Here is a 21,458-nt window from a genome sequence, read left to right on the forward strand (position 1 = left end):
TATTCAGCAGAGAATGCGAGCTGACGCACCGACAGCAGAAGGGTGCCTCCCACCTGCGATGATCTGATTGCTGAGATCAAGAACGCCGCAGAGAAGAGACACCCAACAGGTGCAGAGTACCCAATGGGATCACCGGCTCGCCGTGCGGGCCGACGTGAAGAACCTGGTCGGGCAGGCGGGCATCGTGCTGCTGCGCAAGGTCGCCGACCGGCTCGGCCTGGCCCGCGCGCTGGCCGCTGTACTCCCAGCAGGCAGCGGGCCGGGCTGGCGGGACCGCGGCCTGGCACTGGTCCAGCTGGCCTGCGCAATCGCCCTGGGAGCCACGAACCTCCTGGAGGCCGAGCACCTCCAGTTCCACTGGCGCCCGTTGTTCCCGAGCCCAGTCTCCGACAGCACTCTGCGCCGCACCCTGGAGGCGATCGACGCCCCGGTCGCCGCGCGCATCGAACGGGTGCGGGCCGCCATCCGGCGCGTGGTGTGGACCTGGCTGACGCTGCGGCCCGGCGGCTTCCCCTGGATACAGGTCGCCGGCCGGGTGCTGACCGGCTGGTACGTCCTTGACCTGGACGCCACCATCGTGCCCTGCACCAGCAAGAAGGAAGGCGCGGCCGGCACCTACAAAGGATCGTTCGGACACATGCCGCTGGGAGCCTGGGTCGCCAACACCCGCGAGTGCGTCGCCATGCTGCTGCGGCCGGGCAACGCCGCCCCCAACGACATCGCCGACCACAAGACGGTCCTGGCCGCCTCCCTGCGGCAGATCCCGCTGCCCCTGTGGTCGAAACTGCTGGTCCGCATCGACGGCGCGGCGTTCTCCCACGGCCTGCTCGACCACCTCCAGGCCCTGACCACCACACGACGCCGGGTCCGCTTCGTCACCGGCTGGGCCATCAACCAAGCCGACGAGCAGGCCATCGCCCTGCTGCCCCGACACGTGTGGACTGCGGCACTACGCCAGGACGGCAGCATCCACGAGATCAAGGCCGAGGACGGCGGCACCGTCACCTACCAGGTCGCCGAGATTACCGGCCTGCGCGACCTGTCGGGCTGGCCCACTGGGTTGCGGCTGATCGTGCGCCGAGTCAAGCCCTCGCGACGCGACTCCAAGAAGCTCACCGCCTTCGAGAAGCACACCGGCTGGCGCTACCAGATCGTGGCCACCAACATCCCCGCCCACCAGGGCCTCTGCGCCGTCCCCGGCTCCGGCCAGGCCTGGTTCCTCGACGCTTTGTACCGCGATCACGCCGAGGTGGAGGACCGGGTGAAGGCGATCAAACGGGTCGGACTCGGGCTGTTGCCCTCCAAGTCCTGGCAGGTCAACACGGCCTGGGTGGTGGCCTCCACCCTCGCCGCCGACCTAGACGCCTGGACCCGCCTCCTACTGCTGCATGACGAGCCAGAACTGGCAGGCGCCGAACCGGCAACGATCCGCAGGAAGCTCTACCACCTCCCTGCCCGCCTCACCGCCCATGCCAGACGCCGCACCCTGCACCTGGACCGGCAATGGCCCTGGGCAGCGGCCTTCACCACCGCCTGGCAGCGCGCCACCGAGCTTCCGGCCCCCGCCTGACGGCCGGCCACTACCCCGACAAGGACCAGCAAGGAGAGAGGGCAAGCCACCGGGCCGTGGAACCCGGCGCACCCCGCAGCGTCACGCGACGGACCAACCTCGAACGGCCGAGGACAAACCGGTCATGCAGCCGAGCCAACTACCGACGTCAGGCCGCTGAGCAATCGAGGTCGAGGCCTTGTCCAAATCCCCCTGGAAAGGAACGTAGACGCGGGCGAGACTGCGTGGAACGCCGTTCTGCTCTCCGAGGTAGACGTACTCGGCGAGTGCGGAGCCGGCCCTCACGTTCAGCAGAGCCGCGTGCGCGTCATCGGCTTCGATCTTCCTGGCGCTGATGCTGACTACGTGCAGGCCAGAGGCATTGCTGCTTCCCTCAGACCTGCCTCGATTGCTCGTGTAGGTGATTCTCTGACGAGGCCGACGTACAAAGTTCCCCCGGCCATGCTGCTTCTCGATCAGCCCTTCATCCTGAAGCACGTCGAGAGCGCGCCGCAGGGTCGGAACGCCTACTCCGAATTTGACGGAGAGCTCGTCCTCGCTGGGAAGTTGTGCGTCAGCTATGAGCTCTCCTGCCGCGATCATGCGGCGGAGTTCATCAGCTACGTGTGGATAGCGAATGGCCATCGGGATGATCACCAGTTTCTGACGGTCCGGATGGGGTGGCGGCGGCGCCGTGCCGGGGCGCTGGGACGCCTTTGCGGACAAGCGCCGTGGCAACCAAGCCACGCCGCGCACTGCTGACCAGGCCGAATGTGTCAGCCGTTTCGAGCAGGGCTAAGAGGGGTTGCCAGACGTCGGCAGAGGCGGAGGGCGGCACCTTCGTTTCGATCTGGACGTAGTCACCCCGATCGCTCACCTGCGGACGTAGGCCTATGGCGGAGATGCCCGCAGCAATGGCGCCGGCGCGGATGGCGGATGACAGCACAAGATGGTCCTCCCGAGCTTCGAAGGTCGCACAAAGTGAAGCTAGTCCACTAGCTTAGGGCTAGTGGACTAGATTTTCCATATGCGAGAGCAACCGCCCTACCTTCGAGTTGCCGATGCGCTACAGCAGCGCATCACGAGCGGGGAGTGGTCACCAGGGGACCGCCTACCTTCGCGGGCACAACTGGCACACGAGTTCGACGTTGGCGACAATGTCGTTCGCCGTGCGCAGGAGCTACTGATCACTCAGGGCGCTCTCGAAGGGCGCACAGGGTCCGGCACATACGTCGCCGAGGTCCGTCCTCGACTGACGATGGTGCGCGCCCGTTCGCGCGAGGAGCGGGGCGGCTCACCCTTCAAGGGGGACATGGCGAGCCTCGGCAAACACGGCTCGTGGGACAGCCGTACGGAGGCCAAGGTTCCCGCCCCCGCAGACATTGCGGCACGCCTGGGCATCGCAGAGGGCGACCTGTGCGTCTGCACGAGGTACGAGTTCCTGGCAGATGGCAAACCAGTCCAACTGACGACGAGTTGGGAACCATACGATCTCACTGCGGGCACGATCGTCGTCCTCCCCGAAGGCGGCCCATTGGCCGGCGCGGGGGTAGTGGACCGTATGGCCTCGATCGGGATTACCGTCAGCCGCGCGATCGAGGCTCCGGAGCCCTGCCATGTAACCGACGAAGAAGCCGCGCTCCTCGGTGTGGCGAGGGGAGCGTTGGCCACCACGATCAGGCGGACCTATTTCAGCGATGATGGGCGTGCCGTAGAGACGGCGGACATTGTCATCCCTGTTGCCCTCGGCGAGATCGTTTACGAGGTGCCTATCAACCTCTGACGTTCCGGCCGACCATCATGGCGCGAGCAACGTCGGCGCCCGCCCGAAGGAGAGTCGGACGGGCGCCTCAGCCGCGCCAAGGGTGCTCGCCAGGCGTCATCCACTGCCCTGTTGTGGCTGCCCTTCTACCTCTCGTGTACCCACTTCATCCACTCATTGCCGGAGCTCGGAACCACGTTGGAGCGAGGGCCGAGCTGCGTGATCTTTGCCCCCACTGCGATGGGCGTCGACGGTTCGAGTTCTGCCCCCTGCGCTACCCGCACAGAGGTGCCGTCGGGAGACACCATCCCTCCGAGGCGCGGGAGTTGGACATCACCCACGGATACGTAGTACGTGTGGTACGGATTGGGGAACGCGCCCTGAACCCGCACCTGGCGCTCGTCCACGAAGGCTGACGCCGGCAGTATCAGATCCGCTCCGGAAGTGATCCCCTGGGACGCCGTGGACATGAATGGGCCTTCAGCAGTAGCCATAGCGTTCTCTCCTGATCCATGGGGTTGGTGTCCTGCTCGGGTGACGAACATCAGATTCAGCAACGGCGGGCCGGATCTTGGCGCCTGGGTGCTGCTCGTCAGCGGGCAGCCTCGGCCCTACGCCCCTCGTCGAAGGCCAGGCCGAGCATCCGAATGGCATTCCCCCGCATGAGCTTGTATGTGACCTCCGGCGAGAGACCAGCGACGTGCTCTGCGGCGACCTGTCGCGTGTCGGGCCAGGTCGAGTCGACATGGGGGTAGTCGGTCTCAAAGGTTGCGTTGTTGACGCCGACAGTCTCGATCGCCTCGATGCCGTGCTTGTCGCGGAAAAAGCAGCAGAAGATCTGTCGGTAGTAGTAGGTGGACGGCGGCTCAGGAATCAGGTCCTTGACCCCGCCCCAGGCGCGATGCTCCCGCCAGACGTCGTCCGCCCGTTCCAGGGCGTAGGGTATCCAACCCATCTGGCCTTCGCTGTAGGCCAATTTGAGGCGGGGGAACTTCACCAGCACCCCGGAGAAGAGGAAGTCTGTCATCGACGCCATCGCGTTGTTGAAGCTCAGCGTTGCCTGTACAGCCGGGGGCGCGTCCGGTGAGGCTGCTGGCATCTGCGAGGACGAGCCGATGTGCATGTTCACGACCGTGCCAGTCTCCTCGCAGGCCGCGAAGAACGGGTCCCAGTAGCCGGAGTGGATGGACGGCAAGCCCAGGTAGGTCGGGATCTCGCTGAAGGTCACAGCCCGCACCCCACGAGCCGCATTGCGCTTGATCTCCGCCACGGCGAGGTCAACGTCCCAGAGGGGGATGAGGCACAGAGGAATGAGCCGGCCCCCGCTGTCGCCGCACCACTCCTCCACCATCCAGTCGTTGTAGGCGCGAACGCAGGCGAGAGCGACGTCCTTGTCCTTGGCCTCTGAGAAGGTCTGGCCGCAGAAGCGCGGGAAGGTCGGGAAGCAGAGCGACGCCTCGACATGGTTGAGCGTCATGTCATCGAGTCGGGCCTTGGGGTCCCAGCAACCGCGTCGCATCTCCTCACGGGTGATGCCGTCCAACGTCATCTCGTCCCGAGAGAAGCCCACTGCAGCGATGATCCGCTTGTAGGGGAAGATCTCTCCCTCATAGCGCCACCAGTCGGTGATCTGGCCTTCGGGGTCGGTGGTGAACCGGTATTTCCCGCCAATGTACTGGAGGTCACCGATCCCGGCCGTGAAGGGCTTCGGACCCAGGTCGCGGAACCTGCTCGGGAGCCATGTCTCGAAGAGGTGAGCAGGCTCGATCACGTGGTCATCCACGCTGATAACCAGGGGAAGGTCCGTGCTGTCGATCTCGGTCACGATGGTCACTCCCTGCCGGGCGACGGACTCAAAGCAAATCTGACGTATCGTCAGATCGAGGCTATGGGCTTCCCCTGCGAACCACAAGCACACGTCACGGACTTCCCCTTGCGGGTTCAGTGCACATCCGCTGAACTGACGGTCCATCACCTTAGGGGCGGAGGGCTCTGGATGCACACGATGTGGCTCAGTGGCGCCGAAGGACTCGCCGTGCTGCGGATCGGCCTCGGTCTGTGGTGGCTGGAGAGCTGGCGCCACAAGGACAAGAAGACGTGGTTCGCCGGCGGCGGCATCACCTGGGCGGCGGGCATCGCGGAGAAGCACCGGTGGCCGATCGTTAAGCAGGGCTTTGACCAGGTTGTAAGCCCGCGACCTAGGCTGATGGCCTACATCGTCGCGTACGCGGAACTCGCCCTCGGCCTGGGCCTCGTCTTCGGATTCCTCACGCCCATAGCGCTCATCGCCGGCCTCGTACTCAACCTGATCTACTTCGTACTTATGATCCACGACTGGGGCGAGCAAGGGCAGAACCTGATGATGGCCCTCATCTCGGTCGTTGCCTTCTTGGGCATGGCGTGGCAGAGCTGGTCACTCGACCACGCTCTCTCCCTGTTCCAGTAGGCGGCGCAATGAAGTGGTGCCTCGTTCGGAGTGGACCTCACAAGCGCTGAAACAGTGGGGTGTCACTGCTGTCACAGGGTCACTGCACCTCGGATGACCAGCAGGAATAGCATCCGACGGCGAGTGACAACACCCCTGTTCCAGCGCTTTTCTACTCATTTAGCCAGCTACTACACGAATACGGCGGGGTTCGTGCTGTCGGGGACGCCCGACACCTCTCACTCCTACGATCCTCTTGAGGACAAGAGCAGTTGGACCGATGAGAGGGACGCGTTGGGGATCATCGAGCAGCTCGTAGCGATCGGAGCCGTGCTGCTCGGCTCGCTGGCCACCTACTGGACCAACGCGGCGGCCGAGAAGGCCCGGAACCAAGATGGGCTACTTACGCGCTGGGACGACAAGAAGCTCTCCGCCTACGAGGGCTACGTTGACTGCGTCCGTGAGTGCATATTCATGGCGGTCCGGTTCTACGAGGACAGGGAAGGCATACGCGCGAGCGAGCGGACCGGGGCCGAGATGGTCGCAGAGATGGCGGCGGCGAGACGGCTTCGCGGGCAGGCGTTCGAGCGCATCATGCTGCTGGGCGGTGACGTCGTCATCGAGGCCGCACACGAGCTGAATGCCGCAGCACGCGAGGTCGACTGGCAAGCCGACCGCGAGATCCCCGGATCGTTGGACGATTGGCGTGAACGAAACCGAGCAGTCTTCCGGGCGATCAACGAGTTCCATGATTCTGCCCGAGAAGATCTCGGCGTCCAGGGGCAGGTGCGCGGCGGAATCCACCCTGACCGTGACCTCCTGCTCCCGCCGGCGCGCACTGGAGGAGAGACGCCTCAGGGGAGTAGCGAGCTTGCAGAGTGAGCCTCTCACCGCCGATGATCAAGGCCTGTGGAACATACGTGGAACGCCAAGGCCTTCCGGGGCTCGGTGAACGGCTCGCGCGCTGGTCAGGCGTGGTGCTGCCCTTCTTGCAAAGCTGGTCTTGAAAACTGTCGGCGGGGGAGACTCCGCCCGAGGGTTCGAATCCCTCGCTCTCCGCCGGGAATGGCCCCTGACCAGGCAAGACGGTCGGGGGCCTTCTGCTTCCAACACTGTGATGCCGCCTGCCGGGCAGTGAAGTCGTCCCGCCGACGCGCAGCCCGGAACGGCGCTCCGCGCAGGCTCGGCATCCTGCGGGACCTTGGGCAAGTGCCTGGAACAATCTGGGAACTCCTCCCTCGCTGCGGACAGGACAAGGCGTGGAGAACTCCCAACGCACCCGGATACGCGCCGGAGACACGGCGGCCTTCGCCGCGCTCTTCGACACCCATGGCCAGGCCGTCCACCGATACGCCGCACACAGCACCGGCGACTGGTCCACCGCCGAGGACGTGGTCTCGCTGACCTTCCTGGAGGCCTGGCGACTGCGGACCTCGCTGCACGAGGACGGTGGCCCGCTGCTCCCGTGGCTGTTCGGCATCGCCACCAACGTGCTGCGCAACACGGCGCGTTCGGCGCGCCGGCACCGGGCCGCGATGGAGCGCGTGCCGCCGCGCGAGGTCGTCCCGGACTTCGCCGACGAACTGGTGGACCGCATGCACGACGCGGCGAGGCTGGCTGCGGCCCAGCGCGCGCTGGCGGCGCTGCGGCGCCCTGAGCGGGAGGTGTTCGCGCTGGTGGTCTGGTCCGGCCTGGACTACGTCTCGGCGGCGGAGGCGCTGGGCGTGCCGGTGGGCACCGTCCGCTCGCGCCTCTCCCGCGCTCGGACCCGCCTCCAGGCGCTCGCCGCGAAGGAGTTGGAACTCGCCCCCGAGTCCGGACAGTACCTGGCAGGACGGGATGAACCGTCCCAGTCGTACCAGAAGGGAATAAACCGATGAACGCCGCCCCGAGCCCGGAAGAGCGGGCCGAGCTGTCCGCCCTCCTGCCCGTCCCCGGCGCGCCGGCCCTCACGGACGACCGCCGCACTGTACTGAGAGGGCACCTGATGACCGAGATCCACAGGCCCGCAGCACCGTCGACCGTCCGCCGTGCGTGGCTGGCCGCAGGCGCGCTGACGGCGGCGGTTGCCACCGTCGCCGCGGTTGCGCTGATCACCTCCCCCGGGGGCGCCGCCGGCCCCGGCGGCAGCACCACCGCCCCGATGGCCGTCGGCGAGCCCCTCGCGGGTTCGCACCAGCAGGCGGTGGCGCTGCTCGACAGCATCGCCGACACGGCCTACAGCGCGAACATCGGCACCGGGCCGCGCAGCGACCAGTTCGTCTACGTGGAGACCAAGGAGAGCTCGTACGACATCGTGCAGGACGCCGGCGGCAAGGACACGGCCCACTTCTACGGCCCCTATGAGCGGCAGCTCTGGCTGTCGGTGGACGGCAGCCAGGCAGGTCTGTTGGAGGCCCCGAACGCCACTCCGCGAGTGCCGCACCAGTCGCTGGACCCCGTCACCCAGCCGAGCATCCAGACCCCCACCTACGCCTACTTGGCCACGCTGCCGACCGACCCGCACGAGCTGCTCAAGCTCATCTACGCCCAGACCAAGGGCAAGGGGCACACCCCCGACGACGAGGCCTTCGTGGCCATCGGCGATGCGCTGGACGGGACGACGGCTCCGGCGGCGGTGAGCGCCGCCTTCTACCGGGCTGCGGCGCTGATCCCCGGCACCGAGCTGGTGCCGAACGCCGTGGACATGCTGGGTCGCAAGGGCGTGGGCATCGCGCGTGAGGACAGCGTCGGGGTGCGCACCGAGTGGATCTTCGATGCGAAGACCCACGAGTTCCTGGCTTCGGAGTCGGTCCAGGCAGTTGCCGAAGCCGCGATGCCGAGTCCCTCGGGCAGCCCCTCGCTCAGCGCGAGCGCGCAGAAGGACGCCACCGACCCCGACCTCAAGGTCGGCACTGTCCTGAGCAGCACTGCCGTGATCACTCGCGGCGTCGTGGACAAGGCCGGGCAGCTGCCGTAGGCCCCGAGTGCACGGTGACGACCTGTGGCCCAGCGGTGTGGCCGGGACGCGTTCCCGGGCCGCATCGCTGGGTCACATCGCTGGGGCACATCGCCGGGCCTGAGCCGCGGGGCTCGGCAACCGACTCTGGGCAACGGCACGCCGGAGGTCAGAGCCAGCCCTTCTGGGCGGCCTTGATGCCGGCTTCGAAGCGGCTGCTGGCGCCGAGGCGTTCCATGATCGAGGCCATGTGTCGGTTGACGGTGCGGGAGGAGATGCCCAGACGCTGTCCGGCGGTGTCGTCGGTGAGGCCGGTACCGAGGAGGCGCAGGAGTTCGCGTTCGGTGTCGGTCAGGCCGGTCTCGGGGTCGCTGGCGCGGGTGGCGCCAAGGGGGACGGCGGTGGCCCAGGCCTGCTCGAAGAGCTCGAACAGGGCGCCGACGATGCCGGGTTCGGTGATGTGGAGGGCGCCCTTGCGGGTGTCGGTCGGGTCGATGGGCACCAGGGCCTGGGTGCGGTCGATGATGACCAGGCGTTGCGGCAGGACGGGGGCGGTGCGGACTTCACTGCCCAGGCTGAGTAGCCATTGGGCGAAGGCGGTGGTGTGCGGGTCGTTGCGGGTGGCGTCCTGGTAGAGGGACTTGATGGTGATGCCGCGCGCTATGGCGTCGGCGTTTCCCTCACGGCTGGCGGCCAGGTCCTGGGGACGCTGGGTGGCACCGGGGTGGACGCCGACGCACTCGGTGGTGACGTTGCGCATCAGCAGTTCCAGACGGGCCTGGATGGCGTCCATACCGATCAGTCGCTCGCCGTGGCTGGCCTGGGTGTTGGCACGGTCGGCGACCAGGCGGGTGACGGCGGCGCGGGAGGCGGCGAGCTGGGCCTGACGGGAGGCCAGGTCGGCCTCCTGCCGCGCGAGCATGTCGGTCAGACCGACCTCGGGGGTGACCGCGCGCATCTGCCCGGGATGCTCGCTGGAGGCGCGCACCAGCATGAGCTGGGCCAGTTCCTCAAGGCAGTCGTGGACCTGGCCCAGGGGCATGCCGCAGAGGTCGGCGAGGTCCGCGGTGCCGTGACCGGGATTGTCGAGCATGGCCTGGTAGACGGCTCCGGCCAATGCGGTCAGCCCCAGTGTTTCCAGCATCGCAATACCCCTTCGGGTGCGGTGCCGCCCCCCGGCCGCACCTGGCGTGACCATGATCGCAGTTGCCCTGCCCGCCTTCAAGTTTCTTTCTGCGGGGTTAAGTGGCAGGTCAGGGGCAGATGGGCGCGGTTCCCGTTTAGCGGCTGGTGGGGTGAATACGCCGTTGTGCGCCCCGTCGAAAGCGGGCTTTGGTGGATGCAATGGACATGAAATGTCCATGCCAAAGTGTCGCAATCCCGACAGGCATCTTGGCGACACCCGGAAACTCTTCCGGGGGTGTTGATCTGCGACGAAGCTGGTCACTGCCGGCAGGGAACAGCCCGAACGGCAGCCGGACGAAGCGTCACCGCGGGACGCGAGATCCGGAGATGGACACCCGTCCCTCCTTCAGCAAAGGACTCACTGCCATGATCCGTACCCGTCTCGCCCAGGCCGCCGCGGTCGCCGCCCTCGCCGTCGGCACGGTCGTCATGCTGCCCGGCAGCGTGGCCGTCGCCGCCCCGGCCGCCGCCCCGGCTGCTGCTGCGGCCGTGGTCCAGGCCGCGGTGAGTGTCCCGGCCCCGGCCGGTGTGGTCGCCGACGGCAACGGCTCCTGGGGCTGAGCGCGGTGGACATCGTCTACACCTCCCTGGACCGCAACCGGGGGGCGCGGGCGGCGGACGGGCCGACCGAGCGGGCCGAGATCGTGGACGTGCTGTGGGCGCACGCGGTCCCCGAGGACCGCCTCGAACACGCCTCCGGCCGCGCCGGGCCGGACCGGATCGACCTGCTGCTGTTCCTGCGGACCCCCGAGAGTCCCGACCAGGACCCCGACGGTGCGCAGCGGCGGGCGGCCGCGCTCCTGCACCGCTGCCACCTGGCCTCGCCGCTCCTGCGGCACCGCTACCTCCCACCCGCACCACCCGCACCACCGGCGCCACCCGCACCGTCGGCGCCGTCGGCGTCTTCCGGGGTGCGGCAGCCGCGTCCCGCCGGCTGACCCGTCCCGCACCGCACCGTCTGTGCCGCTGATAGTGACGACCGCTGTTCCTGCAGGGCAGCCGTCCGAGCGGACCTCCGTGTCCGCGCCCGGTTCCGGCCGGGCCCCGGCACCCCCGGCACCCCTGGCACTCCCGGGCATGTCCTTTCGCTGCACCTCTCACCGTGACGGCTGTTCCTGCAGGCCAGCCGTCCAGCCGGGCACGCCCTCGTGCGGGCCGGCCGTGCCATCCCACACCCGGGCCCCTCGCGGGTCCGGCAGTTGACACCGCACCACGCACCACCTTCCCTCATTTCGCTTGTGCTTCCTTCAAGGAGATTCCTGTGTCTGTTCTCAGTGCGAAGTTCCGCCGCAACGGCATTGCGACGCTGGTCGCGGCGGCCGCGGTGACCGGGTTGTCGGTGCTGCCGGCCCATGCCGACACCGGTTCGGCGGTCGCCCAGATCGCCCAGGCCAACCTGGGCCACGGGGCCTGCGACACCAACAGTGCCGGCGGGAGCGGCTACGAGTCCTCGTGCACCGGCAACGGCGGCAGCCCGGAGCTGTGGTGCGCGGACTTCGCCAAGTGGGTGTGGCAGCAGGACGGGGTGAACGTGAGCGGCCTGACCGCGGCGGCGGGCAGCTTCGGGCAGTACAACGGCGGCCTGACCGGGACCCCGGCCGTCGGCGACGCGGTCGTGTTCGACTACAACGGGGCCGGGTCCGCGGACCATGTCGCGATCGTCACCCAGGTCAACGCGGACGGCACCATCGAGACCGTCGGCGGCGACGAGAACGGCACCAGCGGGAACTGGGCCGCGACCTCGGCGGTCCACCAGGACGGGCCCTACAGCGGTGCGCTGGGCTACAGCTCCTACATGGGGATGAGCATCAGCGGCTACGTCGCGCCGATCGGCGGCAACGGGACCGGCACCGGGACGCCGACGTCCGACCCGGCCACCACCGTGCACGTGTTCATGGTCGGCTCGGGCAACACGCTGTTCAACCAGGACGGGAACTACGCCAAGGGCACGTGGTCCGCGCTGCAGAGCGTCCCGGGCGGGGCGGCGGGGGTCACCAAGGTCGCCGCCGCGAGCACCGGCAAGGTCACCCGGCTGTACGCGATCGGCTCGGACAACGCGGTCTACACCAACGACGGCGACTACGCGACGGGCAGCTGGGGCAGCTGGCAGAAGATCCCCGGTGCGGCCGGGGCGCGTGAGGTGACCGCCGTCGCGGTCGGCAACACCGTCCACCTGTTCTACATCGGGTCCAACAACACGATCTACAACACCGACGGGAACTACACCACCGGCAGCTGGTCCGCGGTCCAGGCCGTCCCGGGCGGTGCGGCCGGGGTGCAGAACATCACCGCCACCGCCCAGGGCAACTCGGTCCACCTGTACTTCACCGGCGCCGGGAACACCATCTACAACCTCAACGCCGACTACACCACCGGGACCTGGTCCTCGGTCATGGCGCTGCCCGGCAACGCCTCCGGGGTGCAGAACCTCGCCGTCGCCACCGTCGGCAGCATCGACCACCTCTACTACACCGGCTCCGGCAACACGCTGTTCAACCAGGACGGCGACTACTCCAAGGGCACCTGGACCGGCGTCACGACCGTGCCCGGCGGCGCGGCCGGCGTCGGGTCCCTCTCCGCCGCCGCGATCGGCAGCGTCGTCCACCTGTACTTCACCGGCTCCGACAACACCCTCTACAACATCGACGCCAACTACGGCACCGGCAAGTGGTCCAGCGTCTACCACATCCCCGGCAACGCCGCCGGCCTCGGCGCCATCGCCACCAGCACCAACTGACCCACCCCAACCCGCACCAACCCCGCACCACCCCGCACCGCACCGTGGCCCTCACACCCACCCCGGGCAGGAGGGCCACAACTCAGGAGGCCGGAACCCGATGCGGGTTCCGGCCTCCTGGTGGCGCGAGGGTTCAGCGATTCCGGGTGACCGGGATCGGCTCAGTTCGCGTCAGGCGTGTACAGCGTCAGGCGTGTACGTAGGTGGCGGGGCCGGCGGCGTCGACGTCCCAGACGCTGCCGGTGAGGTAGACAACCTGCCAGGTCCCGCCGGTGACGGCCTTGCTCCAGAGCGAGAACCGGCCGTGGGAGTCGGTGGTCGTGTGGGCCATGTAGTACCAGCTCTTGCTGCCGTAGGGGCGGAAGAACAGGTCGACCTGTTGGTGGGCGAAGACCGTCCAGGGGTTGTACCCACGGTCGTACAGGGTGCCCTGGAAGACGATGGAGGTGTTCTTCGCGACGGTGGTGCGGTTGGGCTTGCCGCCGACGATCGCCGTCTGGAACCGGAAGGTGTGGACGACGTTGCTGTAGGAGGCGGCGAAGCCGTAGCCCGCCGGGGAGTACAGCAGCCAGTAGCCGTGCGGGTTGTCGACCCAGGCCGTGATCGCCTGCCCGTAGGTGTTCCCGGAGACCGGGATGTAGCCGAGGTTCTTCCAGCCGGTCCGGCCGTCGGGGGACTCCAGCACGTAGACCCGGTTGGCCGGGAACCGCCCGTTGGTGCTGGTGACGGTCTGATCGAAGGTCAGGTCGGAGAACTGGTCGATGCTGGCGTTGCTCAGCTGGAGACTGAGCTGCTGCAGCACCGAGACGACCTGGTACGTGGCCGAGGAGGGGGCCAGGTACGGGTCGGCCGCGTAGGTGCCGGCCGGCAGGTCCACGCCCCAGGTGGTGGGCGCCGTCGGGACGTTCGCGTCCAGGGTGAAGCGACCGCTGGAGTTGGTGGTGGCCGACTGGATGTAGCTGAACCCGCTGCCGCCGAGCTGCACCGGGTAGTCGGCCAGCGGCTTCCAGGTGCCGTCGGTGTCCTGGAACTGGACGACGCCGGTGATCGGCAGCAGCTTGCCGACGCCGAGCCCGGCGCCGGAGGTGTGGTCGAGCGTGATCCTGGTCTGCTCCACCGGGGCGACGGCCCAGGTCAGCGGGTCGCTGTCGACCGTGGTCCAGTCCGCGCCGAAGGCCCCGACCGAGTACTGGACGCTCGTCGTGGTCGGCCGGGCGTTGTACCCGACGGCGTTGCCGATGCTGTCGCTGAAGGAACCGTCGGCGGCGGACCAGAACCCGCTGCCGTCGAAGCTCATGGAGGCGGACGCGTACGGCGTGGTGGTGTAGCCCGTGTTCGGGTTGTACGTGTCCACGTGGCCGGAGACGCTCAGTATCTCGTGCCCGTACGACAGGGTGGCGGGGGCGCCGGCGATGTCGTGGAACCACGGGGAGAGGTTGTAGTCGATGTTCCCGATGGTCGGCGCGGCGACGTGGGTGCCGGCCGCGTCGGTTGCATCGATCGTGTAGACGTAGTCGCCGAACGTGCCCAGGTCGAGCGGGGCGCTCTGCCACAGGCCGGGGCTCGACTGCTGGAGGGTGACGGTGGCCACCGGCGTGGAGCCGGTGGTACCGGGCGTGAGGACGGCCGACAGCCAGGTGACCGGGTCCGCCAGCGGGGTGGTGACCTGGAGCACCGATCCGGCATCCGTCTTGACCAGGCTCACGTTGCCGATGACCGGCGTGCCGGTGTCGCTCGACGACGGCGAGGCCGAAGCCGACGTCGAGGCCGAAGCCGACGTCGTGTCGGACGGCGAGGTCGAGTCGGACGGCGACGTCGTGTCGGACGGCGACGTCGAAGGAGTGGTCGTATCCGCCGGAGCGGCGGAGGCCGGGGCCGTGACCGACGCCGAGGGCGTGGCGGCCGGGGCCGAGGTGGTGTCGGCAAGTGCCTGGCCCGGGAGGGCCAGCATCGACGCGAGCAGCGCGGTGGCTGTCGCGGCCGGAAGAGCGGTACGCATTCGCACCTGAGGAATCCCCCTGAACAGTGATGGGCGAGACTCGTGCTTCCGTAGAGGCACGAGTGCTGCGCTTGAACCCTAGGGGGCCTCTGTGTGCGACTTGTGGCTCGTGCACCATTTGCCGTTGCGGCCTGCCGGAGTTGACGTACAAATTGTTATCCGCGCAGGTCATCGACGGCGGATCGGGAGCGCCGCCCGCGAGGATGAGTTCGAAGAACGAGTTCGAGCAGTCAGTACCGGAACCAGGACGAGAGGGAAGAACATGAGCGACAGCAGCGCCTACCGGGAGGTTCCGCCCACCACGCTCGCCGATCTCCTGGGGCGGGAGCAGGTCATGGACATCGGTGTCCGTCCGCTGTGGACTCCGGTGCCACGCCTGGCCGGTCCGGCGTACACCGTGCAGTGCCCGCCCGGTGACAACCTGATGCTGCATGCGGCGATCTACCGGGCGGAGCCGGGATCGGTGATCGTGGTCGAGTCGGGCGACGTGGACTACGCGTTGGCCGGCGGCAACGTGTGCGCCGTCGCCCAGCGCCGGGGGGTCGCGGGGTTCGTGGTCGACGGTCTCGTCCGGGACCTGGGCGAGGTCCGCGAGGCGGGTTTCCCGGTCTTCGGACGCGGGGTCATTCCCATTCCGGGGACCAAGCAGGCCCTCGGCGCGCTGGGCGGACCGGTGCGCTGCGGCGGGGTGCTGGTGCAACCCGGTGACATCGTGGTCGCCGACGAGGAGGGTGTCGTGGTCGTGCCCGCCGCCCGGCAGGCGGAGGTGCTGGACGCGGCCCGGGCCAGGCTCGCCAAGGAGGCCGCCGAGACCCTCGACGCCTGGGAGGAGCAGCACCGCGCCCGGATCGAGAAGGCGCTGAGCGAGCAGGGCTTCGCCGGCTGAACGTGGCCGACCGGACGGCGGCGCGGTTCAGGTCAGGCCGGCCATCAACTCGGCGTAGAGGCGGCCGGCCGTGGCCGAGTCGGTGAGCCGGTCCAGCCGGGCGCGGGCCAGGCCCCGGCGGAACGGGCCGGCCTGGGCGAAGTCGCCGGCCGCGTGCGTGGTCTCCAGTAGCCACTGCGAGAACTCCTGGGCCCGCCAGATCCGTTGGAGGCAGACCCGGGAGTAGTCGCGCAGTCCTGCCCGGTCGTCCCGGTGGACGGCGTCGCGGACGGCCCGGGCGAAGGCGTCCGCGTCGTGGAGGGCGAGGTTCATCCCCTTGCCGCCCAGCGGGGAGATGATGTGGGCGGCGTCGCCGACCAGGAACAGCCGGCCGTGGCTCATCGGGTCGTGGATGACGCTGCGGTGGGCGAAGACCTCGGTCTCGGTGACAGCGCCGGCCGACAGACCGGGGTCGCCGAGCCGGTGGCGCAGCTGCTCCCAGATCCGCTCCTCCGGCCAGTCGGCCACCGTCTCCGCCGCCCCGCACTGGAGGTAGAAGCGGCTCGCGCCCGGACCGCGCGCGAAGTGCGCGGCGAAGCCCAGGTCGCTGACGGCCATCAGCGGGTGCCGGGGCGGCGCCGCGTCGGCCAGGACGGTCAGCCAGGTCAGGCCGCCGTGGTCGTGGGTGGTCACGTCGAGGACGCCCTCGGGGACACTGACCCGGCTGACGCCCTGGTAGCCGTCGCAGCCCGCGACGAAGTCGCAGCCGATCTCGTGCAGTTCACCCTCGGCGTCGCGGTAGGTGACGGTGGGCTGCTCGCCGGTGAGGCCGTGCAGGGCCACCTCGGCCGCGCCGAAGCGCAGGTCGGCGCCCTCGTCCAGGAGCACGTCGATCAGGTTGCGCACCAGCACCTGCTGCGGGCACAGCGTCCCGCCGATGGCGTTGTCGCCGATCACGTACGGGGCGCCGTCCACCCGCAGCTCCAGGCAGCCGTCCTGCGGCGCGTCACCGAGCAACCGGTCCGCGAGGCCCCAGCCCTCCAGCATCCGGGCCACCTGGTACTCGACGATGCCGGCCCGCTGCCGCTTGTCGATGTGCTCGCGGGAACGCACCTCCAGCACGATGCAGGGCACGTCACAGCGTCGCAGCAGGGCGGCCAGGGTCAGTCCGGCCGGTCCCCCGCCGACGACCACGACGGTCGTCCTCTCCCGCACCATGTGCCCCACCCTCCGTGTACCGACTGCTCCGTGTACCGACTGCTCCGTGTGCCGACTGCTCCGGCGTCCACTCTGCGGCCCGGCCACCGGCCCCGGCAAGTACGCGCCGACGCAGGGCCGCCCCCGGCGGTTCTGGTCCTCAGGTACCGGAGCCCGGCACCTGAGGCGGAGGCGGCGGGGGGAGGCTGATTCCTAGGGTCGAACCATGAGCACCGTCCACCTCGGCACCACATCCCGTACCTGCCCCCCGCCGGCACCGGTCCTGATCGGCGACCCGCGCGTCGCCCGGATCCCGGTCGACGACAACGGCGAGCCGCTGGTGCCGCTCGACTGGATGCCGGGCCCGGCCACGGGTGCCGGGCGGCTGGTCCGGGCCGGGCTCGCCGACCGGCTCGCGGCCGCGCAGGAGGCGCTGCCGGAGGGGCTGCGGCTCCGGCTCTCCGAGGGATTCCGCCGGTCCGTGGACCAGCAGGCCATCATCGACGGCTACTCGGCAGCACTGCGGCGGACCAGGCCGGAGGCCGACGCGGCCGAGATCGACCGGCTGACCAGCCGGTACGTCGCCCCGCTCGCCGTCGCCCCGCATGTCGCCGGCGCGGCCGTCGACCTGACCCTCGCCGACGCCGAGGGACGCGAACTCTGGCTCGGCTGCCCGCTGGACGCGACCCCGGAGGAGAGCGACGGCGCCTGCTACTTCGACGCCCCGGACCTCGACCGCGAGGCGCGGACGCACCGGGAACTGCTCCGGCTCGTGCTGGCCGGCAGCGGGCTGGTCAACTACCCGACCGAGTGGTGGCACTGGAGCTTCGGCGACCGCTACTGGGCGCACCGGACCGGTGCCGACCGGGCCTGCTACGGCCCGGTCCCGGCCGGGGCGGAGGCCGCGTGAACGCGCTCGCCGCCACGCGGGACGCCGGCGACCCCGCCGTCCGCGAGGCGTTGGCCGGGCCCCGGCTGCACATCGACCTGGGGGCGGTGGCCGCCAACACCCGGTTGCTCGCCGGCCGTGCCGCCGCGCTGATGGCCGTGGTCAAGGCCGACGGCTTCGGTCACGGTGCCGCCGACGTGGCCCGCACCGCGCTGGCGCACGGCGCCGTCGCGCTCGGCGTGGCCACCCTGGCCGAGGGCACCGCACTGCGGGCCCACGGCATCGCCGCACCGGTCCTCAGCTGGCTCAATCCGGTGGACGCCGACTTCGACACCGCCCTGCGCGCCCGGATCGAGCTCGCGGTGCCGGGCCCGGCGCACCTGGAGGCCGTCGTCCGGGCCGCCGCGTCGACCGGGCGGCGGGCCCGGGTGCACCTGCAGGTGGACACCGGGATGTCCCGCGACGGCTCGGACCCGGCCGGCTGGCCGGAGCTCTGCCGACGCGCCCGGCAGGCCGAACTGATCGGCCTGGTCCAGGTGGTGGGCGTGATGAGCCACCTCGGCTGTGCGGACACCCCCGGCGACCCGTGCACCGACGCCGCACTGGAGGACTTCCGGGCCGCGCTCGGCACGGTGCGCGCGGCCGGGCTCCGGCCCCGCCACCGGCACCTCGCCGCGACCTCGGCCACCCTCACCGATCCGCGCACCCGCTTCGACCTGAGCCGGGTCGGCGCCGGACTGGTCGGCATCGACCCGACCGGCAGCACTCCGTTGCGGCCGGCGCTCACCCTCACCGCCCCGGTGGTGACCGTCCGCACGGTCCCGGCGGGAGCCAGGGTCGGCTACGGCCACCTCGGCACCACTGCCCGGCGCACCCACCTGGCGCTGCTGCCGGTCGGCTATGCCGACGGCCTGCCCCGGGCCGCCTCCGGCCGGGCGGAGGTGCTGCTGCGCGGCCGCCGGTGCCCGGTCGTCGGCCGGATCTCCATGGACCAGCTGGTCGTCGACACCGGCGACCGGCCGGCCGAGCACGGCGACACCGCCGTCCTCTTCGGCCCCGGCGGCCGGGGCGAACCCACGGTCGCGGACTGGGCCCGCTGGTCCGGCACGATCGAGCACGAGGTCATGACCGGCCTCGGGTCCCGGCTGCGCCGCACCGTCGGCCGCACGGCGGTCCCGGCATGAGGCGGGTCGACGGACGGTCCGGCCGCGGCGCCGGGCCGGACCGGACGCCGCGTCAGTCCTGCATCTTCACCCGGATGTCGGCCGTCGGCGCGACCCGTCGGCACAGCCCGGGCAGCCCGCACCCGTCGCACGACCGGACTCCGGCCGCCGCCTCCCTTCCTTCCGCAACCCCGACAGCAAAGGACGGTCCCGCTGTGGCCGACGCCTCCACCCCGCCCGCCGGTCGCATCCGGGTCGCCGTCATCGGCGGCGGCCGCAACTGCGAACACGCGGTCTCGCTCGCCTCCGCCGCCTCGGTCCGGGCCGCACTCGATCCGGCGGCTTACGACGTCCTCGCGCTCACCATCGGTCCGGACGGACGCTGGCACCGGGGCGACGGCTCGGGCCGACCGCTCGGCGTCACGCCGGTGGCGAGCCTGGCCGCCGCGGTGGCGCTGCTCGGTGACTGCGACGTGGTCTTCCCGGTCGTCCACGGCCCCCACGGCGAGGACGGCTCGCTCGCGGCGCTGCTCGACCTCGCCGGGCTGCCCTATGTCGGCGCCGGGGTCAGGGGCGGCGCGCTGGCGATGGACAAGTGGGCCACCAAGCTGGTCGCCGCCGACCTCGGCCTCGCCGTCGCACCGGGGCGGCTGCTCACCGCGGCGTCCGCGCCCGGACTGCGGCCGGAGCAGTTCCCGGTGGTGGTCAAGCCCGTCGCGGCGGGCTCCAGCCACGGGGTGGGACTGGTCCGCGCGGCCGAGGAGCTCGGCCCGGCCCTGGCGGAGGCGCTCGCCCTCGACAGCCGGGTCCTGGTCGAGGACTTCGTCACCGGGCGCGAGATCGACCTGGCGGTGCTGGAACGCCCCGACGGCAGCCTGCTGGTCGGACCGCCGCTGGAGATCGCGGTCGGCGAGGGCGGCCTGTTCGACACCGAGCAGAAGTACGGCGGCGGCGCGCGGTTCCTGCTCCCCGCCGCGCTGGCCGAGCAGGAGCGGAAGGAGCTGGAGGAGGCGGCGCTCGCCCTGTTCACCGCGCTCGGCTGCCGCGGCGTGGCCCGCTTCGACTTCTTCCTGACCGCCGGGGGACCGGTGCTGAACGAGGTCAACACCATGCCCGGGATGACCTCGGAGTCACAGGTCCCGAAGATGTTCGCCAGCGTCGGCCTGCCCTATCCCGCGCTGCTCGACCAACTGGTGCGCGGGGCGCTGGTCGGCTCCGACCAGCGGTGAAGCCGGGATCCGCTCCTTCGGCGGGCGTTCCCGAGCGTGGTTCCATTGCAGGGTCACCCGTCGCACTCCCCGGAAGGAAGTCCCGTCATCACCGGCCCGACGGCAGCACGGCTGCCGGCCCGACCCGACTCCGTCTCGTACCCGACCCCGGCCCGGACGGTGGCCCGGACCCCGGCCCCGGCCCCGGCCCGGACGGTGGCCCGATGAGCCCCGACGGGACCCGGTCGACGTGGCCGGCCCCGGCCGGTCCGACCGGGCCCTGGACGTTGCAGTCCTTCCTGCGGACCCGCGGGCTCGACCTGGTGGTCGGTCTTGGCACCGGCGCGTTCGGCCTGGCGGAGTCCGCCGGCCTCACGTACCGGGGCAGCTACCTCGACCTCGACGTCCTGCTGGTCGTCCTGCTGGTGTCGGTCTCGGCCGGGTTGTTCCGCGCCCTGCCCGGTGCCGCGCTCTGCCTCTTCTGGCTGGCGGCGGTGATCCAGTTGTCGACCGGCACGTTCGCGCTCCAGGTCGAGCTGGTGGCCGGGCTCGTGGCGTTCGGTGCCGCGCGGCACGGGAACGCCACCGTGCTGTGGCTCAGCGGGGCCTCGCTCCCGTTCGGCATGGCGACGGCCCTGGTGGTGATCCGCCGCTTCGGCATCGACACACCCATCTACCTGCGCGTGCTCAGGGCCGAGGTGGTCCCGCTGTCGTTGGTGGGCACCTCGCTGCTGGCGGTGCTGGGGCTGCCCTGGCTGGTCGGTCTGCTGCTGCGGATCCGCGCCAAGGCCGCCCGGGACCAGGCGGAGGCCGAGGCGCGGCGGCGGCGTGCCGAGACCCAGCGCACCCACGCCCAGGAGATAGCCGCCCTGCGCGAGGGCCAGGCCAGGATGGCCCGCGACGTCCACGACGTGGTCGGGCACTCGCTCGCGGTGATCCTGGTGCAGGCCGAGTCGGCCCAGTTCCTCTCCGCCTCGGACCCGGCCGCGCTGCGCCGGACGATGGAGAACATCGCCGTCTCGGCCCGCCAGTCGCTCCGCGACGTGCGCGAGGTGCTGACCAGCACCAGCGACGAGACCGGACCCGGCGCGCTGCCGTCCGGCAGCCTGGACACCCTGCTCGACGGGGTGGAGTCGGCGGGCAACCCGCTGCGCTCCTCCGTCGAGGGGACCCCGGGGGCGCTCCGGCCGGAGTCGGAGGCGGTCGCCTTCCGGGTGCTGCAGGAGATGCTGACCAACGCGCTCAAGCACGGCCGCCGGGGCGAACCGGTGGTCGTGCTGCGGCACTGGGGGTCGGGGCTGCGACTGGAGGTGACCAACGCCGTGGCCGTCGACGCGGACGGGACCGGCGGTGCCGACGGCGGGGAGTTCGGCGGGTCGGGGATCGACGGCATGCGGCGGCGGCTGGACTCGGTCGGTGGCCGGTTGGCGGTGGGCCACCGGGAGCTCCCGGGCACCGGCCCGGCCTTCACCGCCACCGCTTGGCTGCCGCGGTGAGCGGCGCGGACGCAGCGGCGGACGCAACGGCGGGCGCGGCGCGCC

20 protein-coding genes are annotated in these 21,458 nt (G+C 70.4%); 15 read left to right on the plus strand and 5 right to left on the minus strand.

The annotated features are described in order from the left end of the window. The first annotated feature begins 109 nt into the window (after positions 1–109). The gene (locus BS75_RS21990; RefSeq protein WP_081982220.1) at positions 110–1,570 is read left to right on the plus strand and encodes an IS1380 family transposase; all 1,461 of its coding nucleotides are present in this window, start codon (positions 110–112) and stop codon (positions 1,568–1,570) included. 81 nt (positions 1,571–1,651) lie between these two features. Here BS75_RS21990 and BS75_RS46810 read toward each other — a convergent pair whose 3' ends face one another. Beyond that, entirely contained in the window at positions 1,652–2,206 is a 555-nt protein-coding gene (locus tag BS75_RS46810; protein WP_081982506.1) for a GntR family transcriptional regulator, read from the minus strand. Positions 2,207–2,576: 370 nt separating this feature from the next. Here BS75_RS46810 and BS75_RS22000 point away from each other — a divergent pair, with 370 nt between their 5' ends. Further along, entirely contained in the window at positions 2,577–3,332 is a 756-nt protein-coding gene (locus BS75_RS22000; protein WP_034089485.1) for a GntR family transcriptional regulator, read from the plus strand. A 571-nt stretch (positions 3,333–3,903) separates the two neighbouring features. On the opposite strand, the gene BS75_RS22010 is transcribed toward BS75_RS22000, so the two are convergent. Beyond that, positions 3,904–5,136, minus strand: a complete 1,233-nt coding sequence (locus BS75_RS22010) for an amidohydrolase family protein (RefSeq protein WP_231607859.1) — start codon at positions 5,134–5,136, stop codon at positions 3,904–3,906. 171 nt (positions 5,137–5,307) lie between these two features. Here BS75_RS22010 and BS75_RS22015 point away from each other — a divergent pair, with 171 nt between their 5' ends. The 4 genes from BS75_RS22015 (at position 5,308) to BS75_RS22030 (ending at position 8,695) form a co-directional block, all read left to right on the plus strand. Beyond that, the gene (locus BS75_RS22015; protein WP_034089487.1) at positions 5,308–5,757 is read left to right on the plus strand and encodes a DoxX family protein; all 450 of its coding nucleotides are present in this window, start codon (positions 5,308–5,310) and stop codon (positions 5,755–5,757) included. A 123-nt stretch (positions 5,758–5,880) separates the two neighbouring features. Then, the gene (locus tag BS75_RS22020; protein ID WP_231607860.1) at positions 5,881–6,618 is read left to right on the plus strand and encodes a hypothetical protein; all 738 of its coding nucleotides are present in this window, start codon (positions 5,881–5,883) and stop codon (positions 6,616–6,618) included. A 377-nt stretch (positions 6,619–6,995) separates the two neighbouring features. Next, positions 6,996–7,616 (plus strand): RNA polymerase sigma factor, encoded by a 621-nt coding sequence (locus BS75_RS22025; protein ID WP_034089488.1) that lies wholly within the window; start codon positions 6,996–6,998, stop codon positions 7,614–7,616. Next, a complete protein-coding gene (locus tag BS75_RS22030) occupies positions 7,613–8,695 on the plus strand; it encodes a CU044_5270 family protein (protein WP_052069603.1) in 1,083 nt (360 codons plus the stop codon). Before BS75_RS22025 ends, BS75_RS22030 begins: the two co-directional genes overlap by 4 nt. 148 nt (positions 8,696–8,843) lie before the next feature. Here the strand turns inward: BS75_RS22030 and BS75_RS51550 are convergent, their stop codons facing one another. Next, a complete protein-coding gene (locus tag BS75_RS51550) occupies positions 8,844–9,818 on the minus strand; it encodes a helix-turn-helix transcriptional regulator (protein WP_034089489.1) in 975 nt (324 codons plus the stop codon). Between the two features lie 407 nt (positions 9,819–10,225). Between BS75_RS51550 and BS75_RS22040 the strand changes: the two genes are divergently transcribed. The 3 genes from BS75_RS22040 to BS75_RS22050 all read left to right on the plus strand — a co-directional run bounded on the left by BS75_RS22040 (position 10,226) and on the right by BS75_RS22050 (position 12,596). Continuing rightward, on the plus strand, positions 10,226–10,420 hold the full coding sequence (locus BS75_RS22040; protein ID WP_034089490.1) for a hypothetical protein: 195 nt from the start codon (positions 10,226–10,228) through the stop codon (positions 10,418–10,420). A 5-nt stretch (positions 10,421–10,425) separates the two neighbouring features. Next, a complete protein-coding gene (locus tag BS75_RS22045) occupies positions 10,426–10,797 on the plus strand; it encodes a hypothetical protein (protein ID WP_034089491.1) in 372 nt (123 codons plus the stop codon). A gap of 323 nt (positions 10,798–11,120) precedes the next feature. After that, positions 11,121–12,596: a CHAP domain-containing protein gene (locus BS75_RS22050; protein WP_034087707.1), complete on the plus strand. Its 1,476-nt coding sequence runs from the start codon at positions 11,121–11,123 to the stop codon at positions 12,594–12,596. A 187-nt stretch (positions 12,597–12,783) separates the two neighbouring features. Here BS75_RS22050 and BS75_RS22055 read toward each other — a convergent pair whose 3' ends face one another. Beyond that, on the minus strand, positions 12,784–14,301 hold the full coding sequence (locus tag BS75_RS22055) for a hypothetical protein (RefSeq protein WP_042437467.1): 1,518 nt from the start codon (positions 14,299–14,301) through the stop codon (positions 12,784–12,786). A 7-nt stretch (positions 14,302–14,308) separates the two neighbouring features. Here BS75_RS22055 and BS75_RS22060 point away from each other — a divergent pair, with 7 nt between their 5' ends. Together BS75_RS22060 and BS75_RS22065 are read left to right on the plus strand one after the other, a co-directional pair. Further along, positions 14,309–14,605, plus strand: a complete 297-nt coding sequence (locus tag BS75_RS22060; RefSeq protein WP_152645755.1) for a hypothetical protein — start codon at positions 14,309–14,311, stop codon at positions 14,603–14,605. Between the two features lie 252 nt (positions 14,606–14,857). Beyond that, positions 14,858–15,481 carry an RraA family protein gene (locus BS75_RS22065; RefSeq protein ID WP_034089494.1) on the plus strand — a complete coding sequence of 208 codons (624 nt, stop codon included), beginning with the start codon at positions 14,858–14,860 and terminating at the stop codon, positions 15,479–15,481. 27 nt (positions 15,482–15,508) lie between these two features. Here BS75_RS22065 and BS75_RS22070 read toward each other — a convergent pair whose 3' ends face one another. Then, complete coding sequence (locus BS75_RS22070; RefSeq protein WP_034089495.1) at positions 15,509–16,678, minus strand: 4-hydroxybenzoate 3-monooxygenase; 1,170 nt, start codon at positions 16,676–16,678, stop codon at positions 15,509–15,511. 205 nt (positions 16,679–16,883) lie between these two features. Here BS75_RS22070 and BS75_RS22075 point away from each other — a divergent pair, with 205 nt between their 5' ends. From BS75_RS22075 to BS75_RS22090, 4 genes are all read left to right on the plus strand, one after another. Continuing rightward, a complete protein-coding gene (locus BS75_RS22075) occupies positions 16,884–17,567 on the plus strand; it encodes a M15 family metallopeptidase (RefSeq protein WP_042437465.1) in 684 nt (227 codons plus the stop codon). Further along, entirely contained in the window at positions 17,564–18,730 is a 1,167-nt protein-coding gene (gene alr / locus BS75_RS22080; RefSeq protein WP_081982508.1) for an alanine racemase, read from the plus strand. The genes BS75_RS22075 and alr overlap by 4 nt, the downstream gene beginning before the upstream one ends. A gap of 194 nt (positions 18,731–18,924) precedes the next feature. Further along, a complete protein-coding gene (locus BS75_RS22085; RefSeq protein WP_042437464.1) occupies positions 18,925–19,938 on the plus strand; it encodes a D-alanine--D-alanine ligase family protein in 1,014 nt (337 codons plus the stop codon). A gap of 203 nt (positions 19,939–20,141) precedes the next feature. Then, positions 20,142–21,413, plus strand: coding sequence for a sensor histidine kinase (locus tag BS75_RS22090; RefSeq protein ID WP_034089496.1), 1,272 nt, complete (start codon positions 20,142–20,144; stop codon positions 21,411–21,413). Positions 21,414–21,458: the final 45 nt, after the last annotated feature.

The organism is Streptacidiphilus albus JL83 (assembly GCF_000744705.1).
Classification (GTDB): Bacteria; Actinomycetota; Actinomycetes; order Streptomycetales; family Streptomycetaceae; genus Streptacidiphilus; species Streptacidiphilus albus.

Bases quoted from the DNA above. Each gene is read 5' to 3' on its own strand.
- BS75_RS22090 (WP_034089496.1), top strand. From the start codon at position 20,142: ATGAGCCCCGACGGGACCCGGTCGACGTGGCCGGCCCCGGCCGGTCCG.
- BS75_RS22000 (WP_034089485.1), top strand. From the start codon at position 2,577: ATGCGAGAGCAACCGCCCTACCTTCGAGTTGCCGATGCGCTACAGCAG.
- BS75_RS22015 (WP_034089487.1), top strand. From the start codon at position 5,308: ATGCACACGATGTGGCTCAGTGGCGCCGAAGGACTCGCCGTGCTGCGG.
- BS75_RS51550 (WP_034089489.1), bottom strand. From the start codon at position 9,818: ATGCTGGAAACACTGGGGCTGACCGCATTGGCCGGAGCCGTCTACCAG.
- BS75_RS22070 (WP_034089495.1), bottom strand. From the start codon at position 16,678: ATGGTGCGGGAGAGGACGACCGTCGTGGTCGTCGGCGGGGGACCGGCC.
- BS75_RS22075 (WP_042437465.1), top strand. From the start codon at position 16,884: ATGAGCACCGTCCACCTCGGCACCACATCCCGTACCTGCCCCCCGCCG.
- BS75_RS22040 (WP_034089490.1), top strand. From the start codon at position 10,226: ATGATCCGTACCCGTCTCGCCCAGGCCGCCGCGGTCGCCGCCCTCGCC.
- BS75_RS22065 (WP_034089494.1), top strand. From the start codon at position 14,858: ATGAGCGACAGCAGCGCCTACCGGGAGGTTCCGCCCACCACGCTCGCC.
- BS75_RS22030 (WP_052069603.1), top strand. From the start codon at position 7,613: ATGAACGCCGCCCCGAGCCCGGAAGAGCGGGCCGAGCTGTCCGCCCTC.
- BS75_RS22060 (WP_152645755.1), top strand. From the start codon at position 14,309: ATGACCGGCGTGCCGGTGTCGCTCGACGACGGCGAGGCCGAAGCCGAC.